The 22,627-nt window shown below is 74.3% G+C and carries 24 protein-coding genes; 15 read left to right on the top strand and 9 right to left on the bottom strand.

The features are described from left to right. The first annotated feature begins 2 nt into the window (after nucleotides 1-2). Nucleotides 3-827 (top strand): hypothetical protein, encoded by an 825-nt coding sequence (locus tag DMH08_RS11760; protein WP_026403153.1) that lies wholly within the window; start codon nucleotides 3-5, stop codon nucleotides 825-827. Nucleotides 828-887: 60 nt separating this feature from the next. Here the strand turns inward: DMH08_RS11760 and DMH08_RS11755 are convergent, their stop codons facing one another. Beyond that, complete coding sequence (locus tag DMH08_RS11755) at nucleotides 888-1,085, bottom strand: hypothetical protein (RefSeq protein WP_125613650.1); 198 nt, start codon at nucleotides 1,083-1,085, stop codon at nucleotides 888-890. A gap of 100 nt (nucleotides 1,086-1,185) precedes the next feature. Here DMH08_RS11755 and DMH08_RS40070 point away from each other — a divergent pair, with 100 nt between their 5' ends. Beyond that, nucleotides 1,186-1,362 carry a hypothetical protein gene (locus tag DMH08_RS40070; protein WP_157433046.1) on the top strand — a complete coding sequence of 59 codons (177 nt, stop codon included), beginning with the start codon at nucleotides 1,186-1,188 and terminating at the stop codon, nucleotides 1,360-1,362. A 50-nt stretch (nucleotides 1,363-1,412) separates the two neighbouring features. Further along, nucleotides 1,413-1,766: a DUF488 domain-containing protein gene (locus tag DMH08_RS11750; protein WP_026403152.1), complete on the top strand. Its 354-nt coding sequence runs from the start codon at nucleotides 1,413-1,415 to the stop codon at nucleotides 1,764-1,766. Here DMH08_RS11750 and DMH08_RS11745 read toward each other — a convergent pair. Beyond that, nucleotides 1,696-2,967, bottom strand: coding sequence for an acyltransferase family protein (locus DMH08_RS11745; RefSeq protein WP_199747749.1), 1,272 nt, complete (start codon nucleotides 2,965-2,967; stop codon nucleotides 1,696-1,698). The two genes, DMH08_RS11750 and DMH08_RS11745, sit on opposite strands and share 71 nt — an antisense overlap. Nucleotides 2,968-3,037: 70 nt before the next feature. Then, a complete protein-coding gene (locus tag DMH08_RS11740; protein WP_125613647.1) occupies nucleotides 3,038-4,666 on the bottom strand; it encodes a carboxylesterase/lipase family protein in 1,629 nt (542 codons plus the stop codon). Between the two features lie 233 nt (nucleotides 4,667-4,899). Between DMH08_RS11740 and DMH08_RS11735 the strand changes: the two genes are divergently transcribed. The 3 genes from DMH08_RS11735 (at nucleotide 4,900) to DMH08_RS11725 (ending at nucleotide 8,213) form a co-directional block, all read left to right on the top strand. Beyond that, complete coding sequence (locus DMH08_RS11735; RefSeq protein ID WP_125613644.1) at nucleotides 4,900-5,985, top strand: hypothetical protein; 1,086 nt, start codon at nucleotides 4,900-4,902, stop codon at nucleotides 5,983-5,985. A gap of 186 nt (nucleotides 5,986-6,171) precedes the next feature. Further along, nucleotides 6,172-7,827: an aa3-type cytochrome oxidase subunit I gene (gene ctaD, locus DMH08_RS11730; protein WP_233617539.1), complete on the top strand. Its 1,656-nt coding sequence runs from the start codon at nucleotides 6,172-6,174 to the stop codon at nucleotides 7,825-7,827. Between the two features lie 20 nt (nucleotides 7,828-7,847). Then, nucleotides 7,848-8,213 (top strand): DUF3040 domain-containing protein, encoded by a 366-nt coding sequence (locus tag DMH08_RS11725; RefSeq protein WP_125613638.1) that lies wholly within the window; start codon nucleotides 7,848-7,850, stop codon nucleotides 8,211-8,213. A 16-nt stretch (nucleotides 8,214-8,229) separates the two neighbouring features. Here DMH08_RS11725 and DMH08_RS11720 read toward each other — a convergent pair whose 3' ends face one another. Further along, nucleotides 8,230-8,985: a ZIP family metal transporter gene (locus DMH08_RS11720; protein WP_125613635.1), complete on the bottom strand. Its 756-nt coding sequence runs from the start codon at nucleotides 8,983-8,985 to the stop codon at nucleotides 8,230-8,232. A 138-nt stretch (nucleotides 8,986-9,123) separates the two neighbouring features. Between DMH08_RS11720 and DMH08_RS11715 the strand changes: the two genes are divergently transcribed. From DMH08_RS11715 to DMH08_RS11690, 5 genes are all read left to right on the top strand, one after another. Further along, nucleotides 9,124-10,341, top strand: coding sequence for a glycosyltransferase family 4 protein (locus tag DMH08_RS11715; RefSeq protein WP_125613738.1), 1,218 nt, complete (start codon nucleotides 9,124-9,126; stop codon nucleotides 10,339-10,341). Between the two features lie 45 nt (nucleotides 10,342-10,386). Continuing rightward, nucleotides 10,387-11,580 carry a sensor histidine kinase gene (locus tag DMH08_RS11710; RefSeq protein WP_125613633.1) on the top strand — a complete coding sequence of 398 codons (1,194 nt, stop codon included), beginning with the start codon at nucleotides 10,387-10,389 and terminating at the stop codon, nucleotides 11,578-11,580. 110 nt (nucleotides 11,581-11,690) lie between these two features. Then, nucleotides 11,691-12,452 (top strand): LytR/AlgR family response regulator transcription factor, encoded by a 762-nt coding sequence (locus DMH08_RS11705; RefSeq protein ID WP_026403145.1) that lies wholly within the window; start codon nucleotides 11,691-11,693, stop codon nucleotides 12,450-12,452. After that, complete coding sequence (locus tag DMH08_RS11700; protein WP_199747746.1) at nucleotides 12,449-13,003, top strand: hypothetical protein; 555 nt, start codon at nucleotides 12,449-12,451, stop codon at nucleotides 13,001-13,003. The genes DMH08_RS11705 and DMH08_RS11700 overlap by 4 nt, the downstream gene beginning before the upstream one ends. Beyond that, nucleotides 13,000-14,724 carry a sodium/solute symporter gene (locus DMH08_RS11690; protein WP_026403144.1) on the top strand — a complete coding sequence of 575 codons (1,725 nt, stop codon included), beginning with the start codon at nucleotides 13,000-13,002 and terminating at the stop codon, nucleotides 14,722-14,724. Before DMH08_RS11700 ends, DMH08_RS11690 begins: the two co-directional genes overlap by 4 nt. 65 nt (nucleotides 14,725-14,789) lie before the next feature. Here the strand turns inward: DMH08_RS11690 and DMH08_RS11685 are convergent, their stop codons facing one another. Both DMH08_RS11685 and DMH08_RS11680 read right to left on the bottom strand, forming a co-directional pair. Next, the gene (locus tag DMH08_RS11685) at nucleotides 14,790-15,635 is read right to left on the bottom strand and encodes a hypothetical protein (RefSeq protein ID WP_125613630.1); all 846 of its coding nucleotides are present in this window, start codon (nucleotides 15,633-15,635) and stop codon (nucleotides 14,790-14,792) included. A gap of 87 nt (nucleotides 15,636-15,722) precedes the next feature. Further along, the gene (locus DMH08_RS11680) at nucleotides 15,723-16,379 is read right to left on the bottom strand and encodes a hypothetical protein (protein WP_125613627.1); all 657 of its coding nucleotides are present in this window, start codon (nucleotides 16,377-16,379) and stop codon (nucleotides 15,723-15,725) included. A gap of 360 nt (nucleotides 16,380-16,739) precedes the next feature. On the opposite strand from DMH08_RS11680, the gene DMH08_RS11675 reads away from it, so the two are divergent. Both DMH08_RS11675 and DMH08_RS11670 read left to right on the top strand, forming a co-directional pair. Further along, nucleotides 16,740-17,117, top strand: coding sequence for a DUF485 domain-containing protein (locus DMH08_RS11675; protein ID WP_051300840.1), 378 nt, complete (start codon nucleotides 16,740-16,742; stop codon nucleotides 17,115-17,117). Beyond that, nucleotides 17,114-18,724 carry a solute symporter family protein gene (locus DMH08_RS11670; protein ID WP_125613624.1) on the top strand — a complete coding sequence of 537 codons (1,611 nt, stop codon included), beginning with the start codon at nucleotides 17,114-17,116 and terminating at the stop codon, nucleotides 18,722-18,724. Before DMH08_RS11675 ends, DMH08_RS11670 begins: the two co-directional genes overlap by 4 nt. 102 nt (nucleotides 18,725-18,826) lie before the next feature. Here DMH08_RS11670 and DMH08_RS11665 read toward each other — a convergent pair whose 3' ends face one another. The 3 genes from DMH08_RS11665 to DMH08_RS11655 form a co-directional block, all read right to left on the bottom strand. Continuing rightward, on the bottom strand, nucleotides 18,827-19,531 hold the full coding sequence (locus tag DMH08_RS11665) for a hypothetical protein (protein WP_125613621.1): 705 nt from the start codon (nucleotides 19,529-19,531) through the stop codon (nucleotides 18,827-18,829). An 88-nt stretch (nucleotides 19,532-19,619) separates the two neighbouring features. Further along, entirely contained in the window at nucleotides 19,620-20,150 is a 531-nt protein-coding gene (locus DMH08_RS11660) for a TIGR03086 family metal-binding protein (protein ID WP_125613618.1), read from the bottom strand. Between the two features lie 118 nt (nucleotides 20,151-20,268). Continuing rightward, nucleotides 20,269-20,616 carry a hypothetical protein gene (locus DMH08_RS11655; protein WP_125613615.1) on the bottom strand — a complete coding sequence of 116 codons (348 nt, stop codon included), beginning with the start codon at nucleotides 20,614-20,616 and terminating at the stop codon, nucleotides 20,269-20,271. A 260-nt stretch (nucleotides 20,617-20,876) separates the two neighbouring features. Between DMH08_RS11655 and DMH08_RS11650 the strand changes: the two genes are divergently transcribed. Continuing rightward, the gene (locus DMH08_RS11650; RefSeq protein ID WP_125613612.1) at nucleotides 20,877-21,878 is read left to right on the top strand and encodes an oxidoreductase; all 1,002 of its coding nucleotides are present in this window, start codon (nucleotides 20,877-20,879) and stop codon (nucleotides 21,876-21,878) included. After that, nucleotides 21,868-22,627: sugar phosphate isomerase/epimerase family protein (locus DMH08_RS11645; protein ID WP_148108587.1), on the top strand; the 760-nt coding region annotated here is incomplete at its 3' end. The genes DMH08_RS11650 and DMH08_RS11645, both read left to right, overlap by 11 nt.

The raw sequence follows: 22,627 nt of genomic DNA, 5'->3' as shown, positions 1-22,627 counted from the left end.
AAATGATCATCGAGATGCTTCTCGCCGCGCTGATCGGCGGCGCCATCGGAATCGCCGAACTGGTCGCGCGGTACCGCGACAAGCCCTTCGCGGCCCTCCTGTCCCCCGGCGGACTGCTGTTCGTCTTCGTCAACGTCAGCGCGTCCGTCGTCGCGCTCATCATGGTCACGGCGGCGGGCTGGACGTTCGGGCTGCCCGCCACGATGCCCGAGTCGACGCTCATCGTCGTGCGGGTGATGGCGGCGGGGCTCGGCTCCGCGGCGGTCCTGCGCATGTCGGTCTCCCCGGCCCAGAGCAGGGCCGGCGGCACCGGCCCCATCGCTGTCCTGAACGGCATCCTGCGGCTCGCCGACGGCGAGCTGGAGCGCAAGCGGGCGCTCAGCCGGCTGTCGCACAACGACCTGTCGGGGCTGTCGTTCGAGCGCGACCACGCCGCCCTCGCCGAGCTGTGCTGCCACCTGATGCGCGAGTTCGACCTGGCCGAGGCGCAGCGCCTCGGCGGGCTCGCCGCCGAGCTGAGCCACCGCGACGACCTCACCGACGCCGACAAGCTCGACTGCTGGGGCCTGGAGCTGACCCGGCTGGTCGGCGAGCGCGCCCTCCGCCAGGCCGCCCGGCGGCTCCGGGACCGGCCCCGCGAGGAGCCGCGCCCGGCCCCCGCCGAACCGGAGCGCGCCGCCGCCCCCGCGCCCGAGCACGACTACGCGATGGAGCCGGCGGGCGCCGGGCAGATCCGCCCGCCGTCCAAGCCCGCCCCGGCCAAGACGTCCCGGCTCGCGTCGAGCGCGGGCGGACGGGCGGAGCGCAAGTCGTTCAGCGACGTCTGAAGCGCCGCGGAGATGCCGGTGCGCCCGCGGTCGGGTGCACCGGCATCGCCCTCCCCGGGGCTACTTCGGCCGGACGGCCAGGGGCGGGGCGCTCTCGGCGCCGTCGCGCTCCTCCAGGGCGGACGCGATGCGGTGCAGCGCCTCGGCCATCGACACGAGCGCCTGCACCTGGGCGGCCGCCATGAGGTTCGTCGGGGAGGGGTCCGCCGCCTGCGCCTCCGCCGCCGCGTCACACGCCTGCTGGCTCCACCAATGCACCCGCTCACCTTATTGACGGGCACTTACCCGAGTACATCTCGCCGCGCGGGCGAAACGTAAATGAAGGGCTTCCGACATGACCAGCCGGCCGGGATGGGCCGTGAAACCGTTGCGTCAGCTCACCACGAGGGAACTGGCGGAGGCGCTCGAATACCTGGAAAGGAATCGTCCGGACGACGATGTCCTCGGCCGTGCTCTCGCGGGCGAGTTCGCCCGCCGGACCGCCGCCGAATACCACCGGGCGGCGGACCGCGTCCGGCCCGGCCCGGACGCGTGAATCAGAACCCGCCGGGGCGGCGCCGGAACCGTCCGTGTTAAGCAGGGGGCATGGGACGTGAGGTGCGGGTGCGCCGGATCTACGAACCGGCCGCCGAGGAGGACGGCAAGCGGGTCCTGGTGGACCGGGTGTGGCCCCGGGGCCTGTCGAAGGACGAGGCGCGGCTCGACGCGTGGGCGAAGGACGTCGCGCCGTCCACGGAACTGCGGAAATGGTACGGCCACGAGCCGGACCGGTTCCCCGAGTTCGAGCGCCGCTACCGGGCCGAGCTGGACGAACCGGAGCGCGCGGAGGCGCTCGACCGGATCCGCGACCTCGCCGGGCGCGGCACGGTCACGCTGCTGACGGCGACGAAGGATGCCGAGCGCAGTCAGGCCGCGGTTCTGGCCGCGCTGCTCCGGTAGGGCGGGGGACGACCCGGCGGGTCAGCCGGCGGCCGAGCCGCTGCGCGGGCGCCTCGATCCACCGCTGCGACGCCCAGCTCACGGCCACCAGCACGGCCAGGAACAGCAGCAGGCCGGGCAGGTCGTCGCCGCGGCCGCCGAACCCGAGGAACTGGACGGCCGCCATCAGCAGGAGCGGGTGCAGCAGGTACAGCGAGTAGCTGACGGTGCCGAGGCCCGTCGCCCAGCGCGGGAACGCCCGGTCCCGCAGCAGCCACGCCGCCGCGAACGTCAGCGCCGCCGACACCACCGACCCGGACCAGAGGAACTGGTCGCGGCCCGAGCCCGGCCCGGTGTGCAGCGCCCCCGCGGCGAGCGTGCCGAGGCACACGGCGGCCGCCGCGGCGGCGGCCGTCCCGCGCCGGATCTGCCCGTGCTCCGCCCGGTACACGACCGTCCCGGTGAACATGACGGCGAGCATCGCGAGGCCCTCCCACGGCCCGACCCGCCCGTTCAGGACGACCAGCAGCGCGGCGACGGCCCCGCCGAGGACGCCGCCCGCGATCCGCGGCACGCGCCGGTCGGACATCGCCGCCGCGAGCGCCGCGAGCAGCGCGAGCGCGGCCGCCGCGGCGACCGGGCCCGTCCCGGCCGACCGCGACAGCAGCGTCGTCGGCAGCAGCCCGCCCGCGAGCAGCGCGGCGGCGGCGAGGCCCGCCGCGACGGGCGCCGACCGGCGGTGCCCGCCCGTCACGAACAGCGCGACGATCAGCAGGTAGAACACCATCTCGTAGGACAGCGTCCACAGCACGTTGATCGCGTTCGGGACGCCCAGGACGTCCTGCAGCATCGTCGCGTGCGCCACGACGGCCGTCACGGGGTCGTACTGCTCCAGTCCCGCGCGCAGGCCCCGGCTCCCGAGCAGGAACGGGGTGACGGCGAGCAGCCCCCCGACGGCCAGCAGCGGGTAGATGCGGAAGAACCGGCCGATCCAGAACCCGCGCACGCTGCCCCGGCGCTCCAGCGACGCGGGCACGATGTAGCCGCTGACGAGGAAGAACACCAGGACGCCGAAGGTGCCGGGGTCGAACCAGCCGGCCATCCGCGCGTGCACGTCCGGGAAGTAGACGTAGCCCGCGTGGTGCAGCGCGACCGCGAGGGCGGCCAGCCCGCGCAGCGCGTCCAGCCACCCCAGTCTGGTCGTTGCGGGGGGTTCACCCACAGACGGGAGCATTTCGACAGACTAGGTCAAGATCACAGCAAGATCTCCCTGATCGTCCGGATTTGGGGGGTCAGAACGACGCCCAGAACGCGCAGTTGCTCGCCTCCGCCGTGTCGACCGGCCGGATCCCGCCCGGGCCCGGAGCCAGCGACAGGACGTCCCCGGCGCCGCGGAACCGCGGCCAGTGCGGCGCCCCGTGCGCCCGCGGGCGCCCGTGGTGCGCGAACGACGTCCAGTAGCCGACCATCGCGTCCGACAGCCCCCGCTGCGCCGGGTCCAGCCCGCCGCCGAACACGCCCGGGAACAGGTACGGCAGCTCGGTCGCGTGCCCGGCGCCCTCCTCGAACCCCGGGAAGTCGATCAGCGGCGGGGCCGTCCGGTCGGCGAACTGGTACGCGTACACGGGGACGCGCGCGTCCCGCAGGCCCGCGAACGCGTCCTGGTGCAGGCACGTCGACAGCGGGCCCCCGAAGTCGGTCTGGATCCGCGCGAGCGTCAGCCTCGGGTCGTCGTCCACCGGGTACCGCGCGAGGACGGCGTCCGCCGCGGCCCCGTAGGACGACCGGACGATCGCCTCGAACCGCTCCCGCGTGATCGGCTGGGGGTGGGCGAGGGCCACGTACAGCCGCATCTCGTCGATCGTGTTGCCGTGCATGACCGGCACCCGGTGGACGCGGCCCCGCTCGACGGCCTCGGCCGGTGCCAGCGGCAGCACCCGGTCCCCGCCCGCGACCGGCCCGACGTCGAACTCCCGCTCGGCGAACGCCTCCAGCAGCGTCCGCGCCGGGACGTCCCGCAGGCACCGGGCCGCCGCGCCGCCGTCCGCGCAGCCGAGCGCCGCCGCGAACGTCCGTCCCGCCTGCTCGGCGCTCTCCTCCGAGTGGACGGTCGCGGTGCAGCCGAAGCTCTGCGCGATGGCCTTGTCGAACAGCCCGGCGGCCGTCGGCGACGCGAGGTTCGCGCACGTGTCCGCCGCGCCGGCCGACTCGCCGAACAGCGTCACGTTGCCCGGGTCGCCGCCGAACCCGCGGATGTTGCGCTGCACCCAGCGGAGCGCCGCCTGCTGGTCGAGCAGCCCGTAGTTGCCCGACTGGAGGCCCCGTCCGTCCAGGGCGGGGTGCGCGAGCCAGCCCAGCGGGCCGAGCCGGTAGTTGACGGTCACCACGACGACGTCGCCGCGCACGGCCAGCTTCGACGCGTCGTACATCGCGGAGTTCCCGGTCGTGTTGCCGCCGCCGTGCACCCACACCATGACCGGCAGCTTCTTGCGCGGCTTCCCGGTCGGAGCGGTGACGTTGAGGTACAGGCAGTCTTCCTCGTAGGTGGTCTCGCCGCCGTAGGGGGGCGCGGTCTGCGCGCACTGGCCGCGCGGGAACGTCGCGTCGTACACGCCCTTCCACGGCTTCGCGGGGCGCGGCGCCCGCCAGCGCAGGTCGCCGGTCGGCGGCTGCGCGAACGGGATCCCCTCGAACGTCCGGTGGCCGTCGCGGACCTCGCCGCGCACCGCCCCCGCGTCGGTCCGGACGACGTCCGCCGGACCGGACGGGCGGGACGGCGCGGCGCTCGCGGCCGGGGCGGCGACGAGCAGCCCGGCCGTGACGAGCGCGGACGCGGCGAGCGCGGACGCGAGCAGGGCGGGTGCGGGCGGTGCTGATGCGGGCGGTGCTGGTGCGGGCGGTGCGGTGCCTGTGTCCCTCATCGGGCTCCTTCCGAAGGATGCTGCGGCCCCCCGACGACTCCGCCAAAAAGTAGAAGGCAGTTCTAAAACCGGCGCAAGGTCCGGAACCGGTCTCGGCCGCCGCCGCGCGCCGCCGCGCGCGCTCGCGGGCGGCGTGCGGCGGAGGCCCGAAGCGGACGCGCTATTGTGCCAGTATTCACTGGCTTGGTTGAATCGCGGGCGAGATCCTTACCGAACGCGAAGGGAACCGGCCGATGCGATCGTCCCGTGTCCGTCCCGCACGTACCCTCGCGGCCGCGGTCGCCGCCGTCCTCGCCTCCGCCGGGCTGCTCGCCGCGCCCGCGGCGGCGGCCGGACCGCCGCCGCTGCACGCGTCCCCGACCCCGCTGCTGTGGCCGCGCAGCGGGCTGGAGACCGTGTCGGCCACCGGCCCGAACGACGTGTGGGCGGCCGGGTACCAGGGCTACCAGGGCATCGACTGGTCGATCCCCATGCTCGGCGCGGGGACGATCGACGTGCTGCCGCCGAAGGCCGTCGTGACCCGCTGGAACGGGATGTTCTGGCAGAACTACGACATCCCCGGCACCGGCGGGGACGCCGTGGTCACCGACATCGACGCCGGCTCGCCCACGAACGTCTGGGCCGTCGGGGCCCTGCACGCGTTCCAGGACATCATGAAGCACGAGCCGTTCGTCGCCCGCTGGGACGGCTCCCGCTGGCACAACGTCCCGCTCCCGGGCGGATGCGCCCCGCTGGACCCCGAGGCCGACGCCACCGGCGCCTGGCTCTCCTGCGGGAAGACCGTCCTCCGGTGGCAGGACGGCGAGTGGACCCGGTACGACGCGGGCGGGCACGACGGCTGCTGCATCGGCGTCACCGAGATCTCCGCCCTGCCCGGCGGCCCCGCCTGGGCCGCGACGACCTGGGGGCTCGTCCGCTGGGACGGGCGGGCGTGGAGCGAGATCGCCGAACTGCCCCAGGACGTCCACTGGTACCGGGTCACGGCCGTCTCGGACGACGAGGTGTGGGCGGCCGGCACCGCGCCCGGCGGGTCCGGCTACCGCGAGCGCGTCCTCTACCGCTGGGACGGCGAGTCCTGGAGCGAGGGTCCCGCGACGCCCGCCGACGGGGAGCTGATCCGCACCGGGGACGGGACGATGTGGGCCGTCGAGGGCTACTGGGGCGGCGTGCACCGCTTCGACGGCGACGCCTGGACCGAGGTCGAGGTTCCCGTGCCGGACGACGGCCAGATCACCGCCGCGACGAACGTCCCCGGCTCACCGGCCCTGTGGGCGGTCGGCAAGACGAGGAACGTCCCCGTCGTCCTCGACAACGGCTGACCCGCCCCACCTCCCGGCTTCGATCATGGACGTTCCATCCTTCGGCCTCCCCGCGTTTGAAGGGTGATCCCCGGGTTACTGCCCACTCGGGGAGCGTCGGATCGGGGGCCGGGAGGAGGGGAGCGGATGGCGGCCGTCGAGGGCCGGGCGGACGCGAGCACCGAGGAGGCGCTGGCGTCCCACCGGATGGGCACCAGGATCGGCCACATCCTCGCGACGACCGACCACAAGATGGTCGGCTACCTCTACCTCGGGACGTCGTTCGCGATGTTCCTCATCGCCGGCGTCCTCGCGATGCTGATGCGCGCGGAACTCCTCCGGCCCGGCATGCAGCTGGTGACCAGCCAGGGCTACAACCAGCTGTTCACCATGCACGGCACCATCATGATGCTGCTGTTCGCGACGCCGCTGTTCGCCGGGTTCGCGAACGTGCTGGTGCCGCTGCAGATCGGCGCGCCGGACGTCGCGTTCCCGAGGCTGAACGCGCTCACGTACTACATGTTCCTGTTCGGCGCGCTGATCGTCCTCGGCGGCTTCATCGTGCCGAACGGCCCCGCGCCCTTCGGGTGGTTCTCCTACCAGCCGCTGTCCGACAACTCCTACTCGCCCGGCATGGGCGGCGACCTGTGGGTCGCCGGGCTCATCCTGTCCGGGGCCGGGACGGTCCTGACGTCGGTCAACCTCATCACGACGATCATCGCGATGCGGGCGCCCGGCATGGTGATGTTCCGCATGCCGATCTTCACCTGGAACGTCCTGCTCACCAGCGTCATGGTGCTGATCGCGTTCCCGGTGCTGACGGCCGCGCTGTTCGCGATGCTCGCCGACCGCAAGCTCGGCACGCACGTCTACGACCCGTCGCACGGCGGCGCGCTGCTGTGGCAGCACCTGTTCTGGTTCTTCGGGCACCCCGAGGTCTACATCGTGGCGCTGCCGTTCTTCGGCATCGTCACCGAGATCCTCCCGGTGTTCGCGCGCAAGCCGCTGTTCGCGTACCTGGGCATGGTGGCGGCGACGATCGCGATCACCGGGCTGTCCATGACGGTGTGGGCGCACCACATGTTCGCCACCGGCGGCGTCCTGCTGCCGTTCTTCTCCATCACCTCCTTCATGATCGCCGTGCCGACCGGGATCAAGTTCTTCAACTGGATCGGGACGATCTGGAAGGGGCAGCTGTCGTTCGAGGCGCCGATGCTGTGGGCGCTCGGCTTCCTCGCGACGTTCCTGTTCGGCGGCCTGACCGGGGTGATCCTCGCGTCCCCGCCGATGGACTTCCACCTCACCGACGGCTACTTCGTCGTCGGGCACCTGCACTACGTGCTGTTCGGCACGGTCGTCTTCGCGATGTTCGGCGGCTTCTACTTCTGGTGGCCGAAGATGACCGGGCGGGTCCTCGACGAGACCTGGGGGAAGATCCACTTCTGGACGCTGTTCCTCGGCTTCCACACCACGTTCCTCGTCCAGCACTGGCTCGGCGCCGCGGGCCTCCCGCGCCGGTACGCGACGTACGCCGACGAGTTCACGACGCTGAACACGGTGTCGTCCATCGGCTCGTTCGTCCTCGGCGCGTCCACGTTCGCGTTCCTGTGGAACGTCTGGCGGACGTGGCGGCGCGCGCCTCGCGTCGGGGTGGACGACCCGTGGGGCCACGGCAACTCGCTGGAGTGGGCGACGTCCTGCCCGCCGCCCCGCCACAACTTCACGTCGATGCCCCGCATCCGCTCCATGCGCCCCGCCTTCGACCTGCACTACCCGCCAAAGGAACCGCCGCAGGAAGCCGAACTCGCCACCCCGCCACCGTCACCGTCCGCGACGCCGCCCCCGACGCCGTCCGAGCGCTGAGCGGGAGCGGGGGTGCGGGCATGGAACTGTCCCGGCGGGAGGAACTGCTGCTGCGGCGCATCGACGCGGACCTGGCCCGGGACGACCCGGCCCTGGCCCGCCGGCTCACGGCGTTCACCTGCGAGGACGCCGAGGACGCCGGGGACCCGGGGGACGCGGGGGGCCGCGCGGTGCCCGCGGCGGCGGGCCGGCCCGCCGGTGCGGCGGTCGTCGTCCTGTCCGTCGCGCTCGCCGTCGCGGTGCTGCTGCTGGCCGTGGTGATGCTGTCGGTCCGCCCGCCGTGCGAGCGGCCCGCCACCGTGCCGCCGTCCGGGCAGGCCACGGTGCCGCCGCCCGCCGACGCGCCCGCCGACGCGCCCGCCGACGCGCCCGCCGGCGCCTGCTGACCGTGCCGGCGCCCGGTCAGGCGTTGGACAGGGCGAACGACACCAGGAACCCGCCGACCAGGATGAGGCCGATGGCCAGATGCGCCCGCTCGACCGCCTCGGGGATCATGGTGTCGGCGATCATCGCCAGGATCGCCCCGGCGGCGACGGCCGTCACCGCGGCGACCACCCCGTCGGGGAGGCCGCCGACCACGGTGTAGCCGAGGACGGCCGACACGGTGCTCGCGGCGGCGATGGCCCCCCACACGCCGAAGACGTAGCCCTTCCCGCGCCCGGCGCGCCGCATCCCGGCCGAGCTGGACAGCCCCTCCGGGAGGTTGCTGATGAACACGGCCACGACCGTCACCATGCTCACCGAGCCGCCGTCCAGCAGGCTCACCCCGATGACGGCCGACTCCGGGACGCCGTCCAGCAGCGCCCCCAGCGCCAGCGCCATGCCGGACCCCGCCACCTGAGGCTCGGACGGCTGCTCCCGCACGTACCCGGACCGCTTGCGGTGCCGGGCGCCCCGGCGCGCCAGCAGCACGTTCCCCGCCGTGTACGCGGCGGCGCCCGCCGCCGCCCCGATCGCCGCCGGTGGCAGCCCGCCTTGGTCGTAAGCCTCCGCCATCAGCTCGAACGACACCGCCGAGACCAGCACGCCGGCGCCGAAGGCCATGACCGACGCGACGCCCCATCGCGGCACCCGGACGCCGTAACCGACCAGCGCGCCGAGCAGCAGCGCCGAACCGGAGACGAACCCCCACAGTGCGGCTTCGATCGTTCCGCCCATGAGCCACGGGTTGCCCGCTGCCGCCGCCCGTGAACACGGCGCCGCGGCGGGCGGACGGGGCGGGCGAGGGTTTCAGGGGCGGAGCCGGTGGAAGGTCACGGGCGGCTGACCTGCGAAGACCGGAAGGGGAAGGTGGCCATGCACGTCCTGCGGCTGTGCTCGGTGTTCGAACCCCCGCCCTCCGCCCTGCTCGGGCGCGGCGTCCGGTTCGACCCCATCGGAGGCATGCAGAACCACGCGGCGCAACTGAGCCGGGCCCTGGACGGCCTCGGCGTGCGGCAGACCGTCGTGACCACCCGGCCGCCGGACGCGCCCGCGCTCGCCCGGCTCGGCCGGCACGGACGCGTCGTCCGGCTCGGCCTCCCCGTCGCGGCGCTGCGGCAGGGGTACGCGGCGGCGGCGTGGCTGCGCGCCCCGGGCCTGGGGGACGGCACCGACCTCGTGCACGTGCACCTCGGCGAGGACCCGGCGGTCCTGCCGGTCGCGCGGCACGTCGCCGCGCACGCGGGGGCGCCGCTCGTCGTGACCGTCCACGCCCGGGCGCACGGCGGGCCGCTCCGCGCCCTCGGCACCCGGCTCGAACGGCACGGGCTCGGCCGCGCGGACGCGGTGATCGCGCTGACCGAGAGCACCCGGGACGCGCTCGCGGCCGACGGCGTCCCGGACGAGCGCCTGCACGTCGTGCCGTCCGGCATCGGCGCCGAGTTCCGCACCGGACTGGGCACCCCCGAACTGGGCGAACCGGTCATGCCCGAACGGATCCCCACGCCGCGCATCGGGTACGTCGGGCGGCTGACCCGCCGCAAGGGCGTGGACGTGCTGCTGCGGGCGTTCGCGCTGCTGCGGGACGCGACGGACGCGCACCTCGTCATCGTCGGCGACGGCCCGGAGCGGTCCAGGCTCCAGCGCCTCGCGTCCCGGCTGGGCATCGACGGCCGCACCCACTTCCTCGGCTTCGTCCCGCACGACTACGTCCCGCGCGTGCTGCGCGAGCTGACCGTCCTGGCGCTGCCGTCCCGCCGCGAGGAGACCGGGTCGGTGCTGCCGGAGGCGATGCACGCGCGCGTCCCGGTCGTGGCGACCCGGACGGGCGGCGTCCCCGAGCTCGTCGAGCACCGCCGCGGCGGCCTGCTCGTCTCCCCGGAGAACCCGCACGAGCTGGCCGCCGCGCTCCGCGAGCTGCTGGAGTCGCGGGCGCTGGCGCGGGCCGTCACCGTGGCGGCGCGGCGCCGCGTCGACGACCGCACGTGGGACCGGCTCGTCCACCGCGTCATGGACGTCTACGAGGGCGTCCTGCCCGCCCGCGAACCGGAGCCGGAGCCCGCCGTGCCCGACACGGCGGCGGACGTCGGCTGACCGCGACGGGCCCCGCGCGGCGGGCTCGCGGCGTAGGTTGGCGCCATGAGCGTGGTCATCGCGATGGTCGCGACCCTGCTGCTGACGTGGGTGCCGGCGCTGCTGTGGCGGCGCCGCCGCGGGACGGGCGGCGACCTCGGCGGGCCCGCGCGGCGCGCGACGTTCGAGACGCTGCACACCGCGTCGCGGGCCGCGCCCGCGTTCCGGGCGGGCCTCACCGAGCAGGGCGCGCAGAAGGCCGCGCGGCACCTGCGGGCGCTGCTCGGCTGCCCCGGGCTCGCGATCACCGACGGGGAGCGGCTGCTCGCGTGGGACGGCGAGCCCGACCACCACGCGGGCGAGGTCGTCGGGCACGCCGAGGTGACGCTCGGGAACGGGCGCACGCAGGTGCACGACGTCGCCTGCGAGCGGCTCGACTGCCTGATCCGCCGCGTGGTCGTCGTGCCGCTCGCCACCGACGACCGGGTGATCGGGACGCTCGCCGCGTACGGGGAGGACGTCCCGGCGGGGCTCATCCGCGCCGCCGAGGAGGTCGCGCAGTGGGTGGACGCCCAGCTCGAACTCGCCGAGCTCGACCGCTCCCGCACGCGGCTGATGGAGGCGGAGATGCGGGCGCTGCGGGCCCAGATCTCCCCGCACTTCATCTACAACTCGCTGACGACGATCGCGTCGTTCGTCCGCAGCGACCCGGAGCGCGCGCGGGAACTGCTCCTGGAGTTCGCCGACTTCACCCGGTACTCGTTCCGGCGGCACGGCGACTTCACCACCCTCGCCGAGGAGCTGCACTCCATCGACCAGTACCTCCTGCTGCAGCGCGCCAGGTTCGGGGACCACCTGCGCGTCCGGCTCCGGATAGCGCCGGAGGTGCTGCCCGTCGCCGTCCCGTTCCTGTGCCTCCAGCCGCTCGTCGAGAACGCCGTCCGGCACGGCCTCCAGGACCGCTCCGAGCCCGGCCTCATCACGATCGTCGCCGAGGACGCGGGCGCCGACTGCGTCATCAGCGTCGAGGACGACGGCATCGGCATGGACCCCGAGGACGTGCGGCAGCTGCTGTCCGGCGGCGACCGCCCCGTCGCCGACGAGGCCGCCGGGATCGGGCTCGCCAACGTCGACGACCGGCTCCGCCAGGTGTACGGGGACGAGTACGGCCTCGCCGTCGAGACCGGCCCGGGCGCCGGGACGAAGGTGACCGTCCGGGTGCCCAAGTACAAGCCGGGCGTGACGGCGTCCACGTCCTGACATGTGGTGTCGTGGAGGGCGGGGCGCCGCGAGCCGGACGTCGCCGTGCGCTTGACTTGCGGACGTCCTTTGACTGGAATGTGGCGCACGGCACAGGAAGGGACGGTGTTGTGGGCCTGCGTGTCCTGGCGGTGGACGACGAGGGTCCGGCACTGGACGACCTCGTGCACCTGCTCAGCTCCGACCCGCGGATCGGTGAGATCCACACCGCGCGGGACGGCGCCGCCGCGCTGCGGCGGCTCGACCGGTCGCTCGCCGAGAACCGGCCGATCGCGGCCGTGTTCCTCGACATCCGCATGCCCGGACTGGACGGCACCGTCCTCGGCCGCGTCCTCGCGCAGTTCGCGCGGGCGCCGCACATCGTCTACGTCACCGCCTACGACGACCACGCCGTGGACGCGTTCGAGATCAAGGCGACCGACTACATCCTGAAGCCGGTCCGGCCCGAGCGGCTGCGCGAGGCGATCCGGCGGGTCATCGAGGGCAGCGAGGGCGCGGACGGCGTCGAGGACGTCGCGGCGGACCCCGGCGAGCCCGAGCCGATGCCGGTCGAACTGGGCGGCGTGACCCGGTTCGTCACCCCGGGCGAGGTGCTGTACGTCGAGGCCCAGGGCGACTACGCGCGCCTGCACACGCAGGGCGGCAGCCACCTCGTCCGCATCCCGCTCGCCGCGCTGAAAGAGCGCTGGCGCGGCGCCGGGTTCGTCCGCGTGCACCGCAGCCACCTCGTGTCGCTGTCGGCGATCAAGGAGCTGCGGCTCGACTCGGGGCGCTGCACGGTCATGGTCGGCGACGCCGAGCTGCCGGTGAGCCGCCGGCACGTCCGCGAGCTGCGCGACCTGCTCGTCCGGCGGGCGAGGCGGGCGCCGTGACCCCCGGCGGCCCCCCGCCGGACGGCCCGCCGGACGGCCCGTCGGGCGGCCCGCCGCCCGCGCCGGGGCGGGTGCTGGTGACCGGGTCGCGGGCCCGGGCCGCGCGCCGCCCCCGGTACCCGGTGACGCGCGAGATCGACGAGCAGACCGGGCTCGGCGAGGCGTACATGCGCTCGCTGGTGCGCGCCCAGTTCCGGCTCGCGGCCCGGCTGTGCGCCGTCCTCGCGATCGTCGTGTTCGGCCTGCCCGCCCTGTTCGCGCTGGTCCCGCAGGCGCGCGAGCAGCAGGTCCTCGGGCTGCCGCTGCCGTGGGTCGTGCTCGCCGGGGCGATCTACCCGTGCTTCGTCGTCCTCGGCCGGCTGTACGTCCGGCTCGCCGAGCGCAACGAGGACGACTTCGCCGAGCTCGTCGACCGCGACCCCGCCACCCGCGACCCGCTCGCCACCGACCCGTCCGGCACGCCCCGCCCGTCCGGCACGCCCGGCCCGTCCGGCACGCCCGGCCCGTCCGGCACGCCCGGCCCGCCCGGTCCGCCCGCGCACCCGGCATGAGCACCGCGTACGGGCTCGCCGGGGTCGTCGTGGTGGTGCTCGCCACCGTGCTGATCGGGACGCTCGGGGTGCGGATCTCCCGCACGACGTCCGACTTCTACGTCGCGTCCCGGACGGTGACGCCGCTGCGGAACGCGTCCGCGATCGGCGGCGAGTACCTGTCGGCCGCGTCGTTCCTCGGCATCGCCGGGCTGATCCTCGCGCACGGCGCCGACATGCTGTGGCTCCCCGTCGGCTGGACCGGCGGGTACCTCGTCCTGCTCGTCCTGGTGTCGGCGCCGCTGCGCCGCTCCGGCGCCTACACGCTGCCCGACTTCGCCGAGGCGCGGCTGGAGTCGATGGCGGTGCGCCGCGCCGCGTCCGTCCTCGTCGTGCTGATCAGCTGGCTGTACCTGCTGCCGCAGTTCCAGAGCGCCGGGCTCGTGCTGCGCACGGTCGCGGGCGCGCCGGTGTGGACGGGCGGCGTCCTCATCGCCGTCGTCGTCGCGGTGAACGTGCTGGTCGGCGGCATGCGGAGCATCACGCTCGTCCAGGCGTTCCAGTACTGGCTGAAGCTGACCGCGCTCGCCGTGCCGATCGTGTTCCTGCTGCTGGCGTGGCGGTACGACGGCGCGCCCGGCCTGTCCTCGAACCTCCCGCCGCGGTTCCCCGAGCGCACCACCGTGTCCGTCGGCCTGGCCGTCACCGTGGACGTCACCGAGCCCGTCCGGGTGACCGCGGACGGGCGCGTCGACGGCCGGACGGTCGACGGCGCGGCCCTCGACCTCGCCCCGGGCCCGCACCGCATCGACCAGGGGACGAGCGTGACGTTCCCCGGCGGCGCGAGCGTCCCGCACGTCCAGGGCGACCCGGTGAAGACGGACCGCGAATGGTCGATCCCCCTGGGCGGCGACCATTCCCTTTACGCGACGTACTCGCTCATCTTGGCGACGTTCCTCGGAACGATGGGGCTACCGCACGTCCTGGTCCGCTTCTACACCAACCCGGACGGGCGCGCCGCGCGCCGCACGACCGTCATGGTGCTGTCGCTCCTCGGCGCGTTCTACCTGTTCCCCGCCCTGTACGGGGCGCTCGGCCGCCTCTACACGCCCGAACTGCTCATGACCGGCCGCACCGACGCGGTCGTCCTCACCCTCCCCGGACGGCTCGTCGGCGGGCTCGGCGGCGACCTCCTCGGCGCCCTGGTCACCGGCGGCGCGGTCGCCGCGTTCCTGTCGACGTCGTCGGGCATCACCGTGTCGGTCGCCGGGGTCCTCGCGCAGGACATCCTGCGGGGCGGCGTCCGCTCGTTCCGCGCCGGGACGCTGCTCGCGCTCACCGTCCCGCTCGCGCTCGCGTTCGCGGCGCGCTCGCTGTCGGTCGCCGACGTCGTCGGGCTCGCGTTCGCCGTCGCCGCGTCGACGTTCTGCCCGCTGCTCGTCCTCGGCGTCTGGTGGCGGCGGCTCACCGTCCCCGGCGCCCTCGCGGGGCTCGTCACCGGCGGGACGCTCGCCGGCGCGGCCGTCGCCTGGACGATCACCGCCCCGCCGGCCGGACTCGCGGGCGCGCTGCTCGCCGAGCCCGCCGCGTGGACCGTCCCGATCGCGTTCGCCGTGATGATCGTCGTGTCGTGGTGCACGCCGCGGCGGGTGCCGCCAGGGACCGCGCGGATGATGGTGCGGCTGCACACGCCCGAGTCGCTGAACGTCGACCGGGGCACGTGGCGTCCGAAGCGGGTGTGAGGCGCCCGCGGCGGGCGTGCGGCGGCCCCCGTCCCCGGACGCCCGGGACGGGGGCCGCCCGCCGGTCAGCCGGCGAGCCCGCGCAGCCGCTGGAGGCCCGCGGCGGCCCCGGGCCCGCCGCTGTAGGTGCCGAGCGCCATGTACGTCTCGAACTCGGCGCGGTTCGCGCCCGAGGGCGACGGCAGTCCGGCCTGCCAGTCGATGAGCGGCGACCAGAGGCCGCAGTCGGACGCGGGCACCGCGAACGCGTCGTCCGCGGCGCTCACCCCGATGATCATCGGGCTGCCGAGCGGGTCGGCCGGGTCGCCGGGCGCCACCAGCCGGAGCGTCGACATGTCGGCGACCATGTCGAACTCGATCGGGTCGTCCTCGGCGCCGAGGAAGCACCGGTCGCCGAGCAGCAGGTTGATGACGCGGACCCGCATGTGGACGCTCGCGTTCGGCAGGTCGAACGCGAACCCGCCCGCGTACCGCGCCTCGACCTCGACCTTGAAGCCCGGGACGTCCTCCAGGAACGGGACGGTCGGCAGGCCCACCAGCCCGAGCACCCCGCCCGGGACCTTCATCGGCGGGGCGGCCATCGTCACCTGCTTGAGCTCGTGCGGACCGCCGTCCGCGGGCGGCCCGGTCTGCGCGATGATCTTCATCGGCGCGGTGATCTCCTGGGTGAGGCCGCCGAGCCGCATCGAGCCGCCGGCCACCGCCATCACCATGCAGCTCCAGGTGGCGGGGTCGCCCTCGGGCGGCAGCGGCGGGCACTCGTTCCGCAGGTCGAACTCGGGGACGGGCGCCGCCGCGGGCGCGGCGGGGGCCGCGGGCGCCGCCGACGCGGCGGGCGCGGCGGCGAGCAGGGCCAGTCCGAGGGTCGCCGCGGCGGTCGCCGCCAGCGCCTTGATCGTGGAGGTGTTCACGGAGTGTCGCCGTTTCTGCGGGGGTGGGATGGGCGGGACGGTCCGGGCCGCCCGAGGACGGCCCGGACCGCTGGATCGGCCTGTGCGTCAGGACGTGACGTACAGGGTCTGGGTGTAGGCGGTGTCGGTCTCGGCGACCTTGCCCAGGGCCTTCGCCAGGCCGTCGGCCGTGACGTCGCTCGGGCAGAGGAAGCTGCCGGACTTCAGGCCGAGCGAGGCGCCGTCCATGACCCCCTCGAACTCGCCGGTGACGTTGTTCGCGTTGTCGGGGTTGCGCGCGTCGAAGGTGAGGTCCGGGTGGGCCGAGTCCAGCCCGTACGTGCAGCTGACGAACCCGAAGGACGCCCGGATGGCCAGGTCGGTGTCGGAGAACACGAGCGCACCGTCGTAGCCGCCCGAGGGGCCGTAGGTGAGCCGGCCGTCGTCGTAGGGCAGGTTGAGGAACGACACGGTCGCGCTGCCGAGGCTGCTGGTGCAGCCGCTCACGGCGGCGCTGTCGAGGGTCCCGGTGCCGCCCGACTGGATCGTCCCGCGCAGGTCGGCGCTGGAGCAGGAGGCGGTGAAGCCGGAGCCGGTGAAGGTCAGGGCGCCGACGTTGGTGATCTGGTAGGAGCCCGAGAAGGGGGCCCCGGTGGAGTCGTCGCGGCGGACGGTGGTGGTCGCGGCGGATGCGGAGGTGGCCAGCAGGCCGACGGTCGCGGTGGCGGCGATCAGCGGGACGCCGATCCGGGCGAGGGGCTTCATGATCCCTCCGGAGGGGTGGGGTGAGCGGTCCGCGCGGTCCCGGGCGCCCCGAAGTGATCACTGGCCGGCCGGCGCGCCCGACACGCGGCCCCCGAAGAGACCCGACCTGGCCGGCCGGGTCATGTAAGTAATTAATTACGTATCACGCCTGGAATCAAGAAGCCGCCGTGGCCGCCTGCGGTCACCGCCCGCCGCGGCCCCCGACCGTTCGTCGCGCGAAACCGTCCGCTCACCGACGGCGCATGTAGATCGTCGCGGACGGGCGGCACCCCGCCGCACCCCGCCCCGCACCCCCTCGCACCCGGCCGGGACGCTCCCTACGCTGCGCGTGACCGGCGTCACAACACAGGAGGGGCGGTCGTGTCCGACGAAAAACGCGCCACCGGGACCGTCTATGAACGGTTCCAGGCCAGCGACGAGTTCCAGGAACTGAAGCGCAGATTCCGCCGCTTCGCGTTCCCCATGACCGCCGCGTTCCTCGCCTGGTACCTGCTGTACGTCGTGCTGTCCGGCTGGGCGCGCGACTTCATGGGCGTCAAGCTGTTCAGCTCCGCCAACATCGCCCTGATCTTCGGCCTGCTGCAGTTCGTCTCGACGTTCGCGATCGCGTGGTTCTACGCGCGGCACGCCGAACGCAAACTCGACCCGCTCGCCGACAAGGTGCGCGGCGGCGTCGAGGCCGAGGCGACCGCCGCGCGCCGCGACGACGACCTCGGGAAGGCGGAGGACGCCCGATGAGCCACGAGACCCTGTCCATCCTGCTGTTCCTGACGTTCGTCGCCGCCACCCTCGCGATCACCGTCTGGGCCAGCCGCAACACCAAGGACGCCACCGACTACTACGCGGGCGGCCGCTCCTTCTCCGGCGTCCAGAACGGCCTCGCCATCGGCGGCGACTACATGTCCGCCGCGTCGTTCCTCGGCATCGCCGGGCTCATCGCCCTCTACGGCTACGACGGCTTCCTCTACTCGATCGGCTTCCTCGTCGCCTGGCTCGTCGCGCTGCTGCTCGTCGCCGAGCTGCTGCGCAACTCGGGCCGCTTCACGATGGCCGACGTCCTCGCGTTCCGGATGAGCCCCCGGCCCGTCCGCACCGCCGCCGGCGTCTCCACCATCGTCGTGTCGATCTTCTACCTGCTCGCGCAGATGGTCGGCGCGGGCGCCCTCGTCGCGCTGCTGTTCGGCTTCACCAGCGAGTTCGCCAAGGGCGCGACGATCGCGCTCGTCGGCGTCCTGATGATCGTCTACGTCGTGTTCGGCGGGATGAAGGGCACCACCTGGGTGCAGATCGTCAAGGCCGTCCTGCTGATGACCGGCGCCACCCTCGTCACGCTGCTCGTGCTCGGCGAGTTCGGGTTCAACGTGCTCGGCCTCATGCAGGACGCCGCCGACCAGAGCGGCAAGAGCGAGGCGTTCCTCGAGCCCGGCCTGCGCTACGGCACCGAGGAGCAGGGCCTCGCCGGCAAGCTCGACCTCGTCAGCCTCGGCCTCGCGCTCGTCCTCGGCACCGCCGGGCTGCCGCACATCCTGATCCGCTTCTACACCGTCCCGACGTCCCGCGACGCCCGCAAGTCCGTCCTGTGGGGCATCGGCATCATCGGCGCGTTCTACCTGATCACCCTCGTCCTCGGCTTCGGCGCCGCCGCCCTCGTCGGCAGCGACGAGATCCGCGCCGCCAACCCGGCCGGCAACACGGCCGCGCCCCAGCTCGCCGAACGCGTCGGCGAACTCGTCTTCGGGGACGTCGGCGGCACCATCCTGCTCGCGGTGATCGCGGCCGTCGCGTTCGCGACGATCCTCGCCGTCGTCGCGGGCCTCACGCTGGCGTCGTCCTCGTCCTTCGCCCACGACCTGTACGCCCACGTGTTCAAGCGGGGCAAGGCCACCGAGCGGGACGAGGTCCGCGTCGCCCGCATCTCCGCGTTCGTCATCGGCGCCGTCGCGATCGTCCTCGGGATCTTCGCCCAGCGCCTCAACGTCGCGTTCCTCGTCGCCCTCGCCTTCGCGGTCGCCGCGTCCGGCAACCTCCCCGCGATCCTGTACAGCCTGTTCTGGAAGCGGTTCAACACCGCCGGCGCCGTCTCCGCGATCTACGGCGGGCTCGGGGCGGCGCTGTTCCTGGTGTTCTTCTCGCCGGTCGTGTCGGGCTCGGAGAAGGCCCTGTTCACCGGCGCCGACTTCGACTGGTTCCCGCTGGAGAACCCGGGCCTGGTCTCCATCCCGATCGGCTTCTTCTGCGGCTGGCTCGGCACCATCCTCAGCAAGGAGCACAACGCGGAGAAGTACGCCGAGATCGAGGTCCGCTCCCTGACCGGCGCGGGCGCCGAGCAGGCGTCGCAGGACTAGAGGACCCCGCGCGGCCATCCGTCGCCCGGTTCGCGCGGCACGCGGCCCCGTCCCACCCCGCAGGGACGGGGCCGTCGCACGTCCGGCGAGCGCCCGGCCCGCTCAGACGTCCGCGCCGATGGTCTCGACGACGGGGATGAGGATGTGGTCCCGGACCGCCTCGGGGAACTCCTGCTCGTGGTGGCTCACGCCGTCGATCCGGACATAGTCGAAGTCGCCGCCCTTCACCTCGAACACCAGCGGCCCCCGGTGGCAGATGAGGTGCTTGGCGCCGATCAGCGCGCCGGTCTGGTAGCAGTCGTCCACGGAAACCCCCTGGAGGGGCCGGATGTCCCGGTCCCGGCCGGCCTCGTAGACGTTCGCCATGCGGCCGGGAGCGCCGACCGCGAGGAGCCGGATCGAGAACGAGCCCGTCCCGTTGTCCGGCTCCCGCCGCGTGCGGGCCCCCTCCACCCCGAGCGGAAGCACCATGTCGTAGGTGCACTTGGCCCGCGGAACCGTCCGGCCGTCCAGCGTGCTGCCGCCCGCGGCCGCCGCGGGGACGTCCGCCACGCCCGCTTCCGACCGGATGGCGACGCGCTTCAGATCCGGCAGGATGCCGCGCAGCTCCTCCTCGGTGAGCAGGGAGCACGCCTCCGGCCACCGCGCCGGCTCGGCGAAGCCGCCGTCCGGCACGTCCACAATGATCTTCCGGCCGTCCGGGGCGGCGTCGCCCGTCTCCATCGCTCCCCACGCACCGCAGCCGACCAGGACCGCCGCGGCCGCCGCCGCGGCGGCGCCGGCGCGGATCGCCGTCCACACGCTCATGCCCACCTTCCCGCAGATTTTCCGTGTCACCGAACAGACGGCAAGATCGCTGACACGGTTCCCCGCCCCCTCGGGCGGACGGCGCGCCTCAGGGCGTGCGGCCGGTGACGGCGACGATCCGGTCGATCAGCGGGGCGTCCTCGGGCACCTCCACGGCGGGGCCCCACAGCTCCGGCAGGGGAGCGTTCGGGACGAACGCCGCCACGTGCGCGAAGCAGGCCCGCAGCGTCTCGCCGGGCAGGTCGAACGGTTCGCCGAGCGCCGTGGCGAGATCCCACCCGTGGACGACCGCCTCGGTCAGCGCCACCAGACCCCAGGTCTCGTTCGGCAGCACCAGGCCGCCGCCCGCGTCGCCGTCCCCCCGCCAGGCCGCCGGGTCGGCCCAGGCTTCGGCGAGGTCCCGCAGGTGCTCCGCGGCCGCCTTCCGCCGGTCGGCGCCGCCCGTCGCCGCGGGCTCCCGCCCCGCCATCGCGGTGAAGCCGCGCGCGGCCTCGTCGACGTGGTCGATGAGGGCGGCGACGTCGAAGCCCGCGCAGGGCGTCGGGGCGGCGAGCCGGTCGTCGGGGACGCGGTCCAGGAGCGCGGCCAGCTCGCGGACGGCGGGCGTCAGGTCGATCATCGGTTCCTCCTCGGTCGGCTCCAGGTACCGACCGGGGGCGCCCGCCGAACTCATCGCGGGGCACGCCGCGGAGCGGCCCCGCCCGGGAACGGGCGGGGCCGCGCGTTCCGGCCCGGGATCAGCCGACCCGGAAACTGCCGGTCGGGGACACATGGGCCCCGTGACCTGGCGGAATGAAATTGAACGGCGGCGGGACGGGCGCCGCGCACCACGGGTCGGTGAAGAACAGCAGCCGCCCGTCACTGTGATTGGCGACGACGTGCGCGCCCGCCGGGAACGCTCGGCACGAGGACGACGCGGGGTATTCCCGCAGTTCAGTGCCCGCCCATGAGATTTCCGCGCCCTCGGTGACGAAGACGACGACCGTCCCCTCGGGCTGTGCGGGGGCGGCGCTCGCGGGGGGCGCCGCGGTGAGCAGACCGGCCGCCAGGGCGGTGGCGGCGGCGGCGCGTGCGGGTCGGGGCATGGTGCTCCTTTGTCGTGGTCGGAGGGAACGGCGATGGTGATGCCCCGGGCCGCCCGATTCATGGCACCTGGCAATTGTTTTGTCACTTGTCGTAACAATCGCAGGTCAGAGGGTGAACCGTTGATCGTCTACAGGCTTTAACAAAGAGTCGTTGACTGTTTACAGTCCGTGAATTAGCTTGTGCCCCGGTGCCGGGACGCACGTCCTTCCACCGCCCTTCAGGCGACCCCCGAACGCACCGGAAAGGGCACTGACCTGCAATGTTGCACACGCTCATCATCGGAATGGGCCGGGCCGGGCACCGGTTGCACCTGCCGTCGCTGGACAAGGTCCGCGCCGCCGCGCCCGGACTGCTGGCCCCGGCGCCGATCGTCGCGTTCGACCCGTTCCGTCCGCCGGTGGGCGCCGACCGCGCGGTGACCGCCGCCACCCTGGAGGAAGCCGCCCGGCGGCACCCCCCGGCGCGGACGGTCGTGCACCTCTGCACGCCCCCGCACGTCCGGGCGGCGATGCTCGACCGGCTCGCCGGCCTCGGCTACCGCACGATCATCGTGGAGAAACCCCTGGCCGTGGACCTGATCGGGCTCGCCGCGATCGCCCGCGTCCGGCGCCGCCGCGACCTCGACATCACCGTCGCCACCCACTGGCTCGACAGCGCCCTCACCCGCCGGCTCCGCGCCGCCGTCGCCGGCGGGCGGTTCGGCGCCCTGCGCCGCGTCCGCATCGTGCAGAACAAGCCGCGGTTCGCCCCCGGCGGCGGCCCCCGCGCCCACCCGACCGCGTTCGACGTCGAGGTCCCGCACGCCCTCGCCGTCGCGCTCGACCTCGCCGGCGGCGCCCGCGTCGCCGGCGCCGCGCTGGACGACCTCGTCATCGGCGACCGCCGCGTCCCCCGCCTCGGCCGCGCCCGGCTCCGGCTGGAGCACCGCTCGGGCGTCCGCACCGAGATCGACTCCGACCTCATGTCGCCCGTCCGCGAACGCCGCATCACCCTCGAGTTCGACGCGGGCGTCCTCGTCGGCCACTACCCGTGCAGCGACGCCGACCACACCGCCCAGCTCCGCACCGTGCGCCCCGGCGGCGAGACGTCCTGGACCGCCTTCGACGACGACGCCTTCCCCGCCTTCCTGCGCACCGCCTACGAGCGCTTCGCGTCCGCGACTCCGCACGGGACCCTGCCGCTCCAGGTCGACGCCGTCCGGCTGCTCACCGAGGCCAAGCGCCGCTGCACCGCCGTGCCGGAGGTGCGCGGTGTCGGCTGACGCCCGGCTCGCCGGCATCGGCGACGAGGCCGCCCCCGGCCTCGGCGGCCAGCTCGCCGCCGTCGCCGGCCTCGGCTGGCGCCGCCTGGAGCTGCGGACCCTCGACGGCGTCCCCCTCGCCCGGCTCCCCGAGGACGGCGTCCGCCGCGCCGCCGACCGGCTGCGGGCCGCCGGCGTCGCGGTCGCCGGCGTCGCCTCCAAGATCGGCGACTGGTCGCGGCCGGTCACGGGCGACTTCTCCCTCGACACCCGCGAACTCGACGCCCTCGCCGTCCGGTGCGCCCTCCTGGACACCCGGCTCGTGCGGATCATGTCGTACCCGTCCGGCGGGCTGGACGCGCCCGAATGGGGCCGCCGCGTCCGCGCCCGGCTCCGCGAGCTCGCGCGCCGCGCCGAGGACCGCGGCCTCGTCCTCGCCCACGAGAACTGCGCCGGCTGGGCGGGCGCCCGCGCCGACCGCATGCTCGACCTCGTCACCGGCATCGGCAGCCCCGCCCTGCGCCTCCTGTTCGACACCGGCAACGGCGTCCCGCACGGCTACCCCGCGCCGCCGCTGCTGCGCGCGATCGTCCCGCACGTCGCGCACGTCCACGTGAAGGACGCGACGCGAGGCCCGGACGGCGACGTCGCCTACGTCCCGCCCGGCGAGGGCGACGCCGGCGTCGCCGAGTGCCTCCGCATCCTGTTCGACCACGGCTACGACGGCGTCCTGTCGATCGAACCCCACGTGAGCCTGCGCCCCCACGCCC

The sequence above is a fragment of the Actinomadura sp. WAC 06369 genome (assembly GCF_003947565.1).
GTDB classification, from domain to species: domain Bacteria; phylum Actinomycetota; class Actinomycetes; order Streptosporangiales; family Streptosporangiaceae; genus Spirillospora; species Spirillospora rifamycini.
This window is presented reverse-complemented; position numbering and strand designations above follow the sequence as displayed.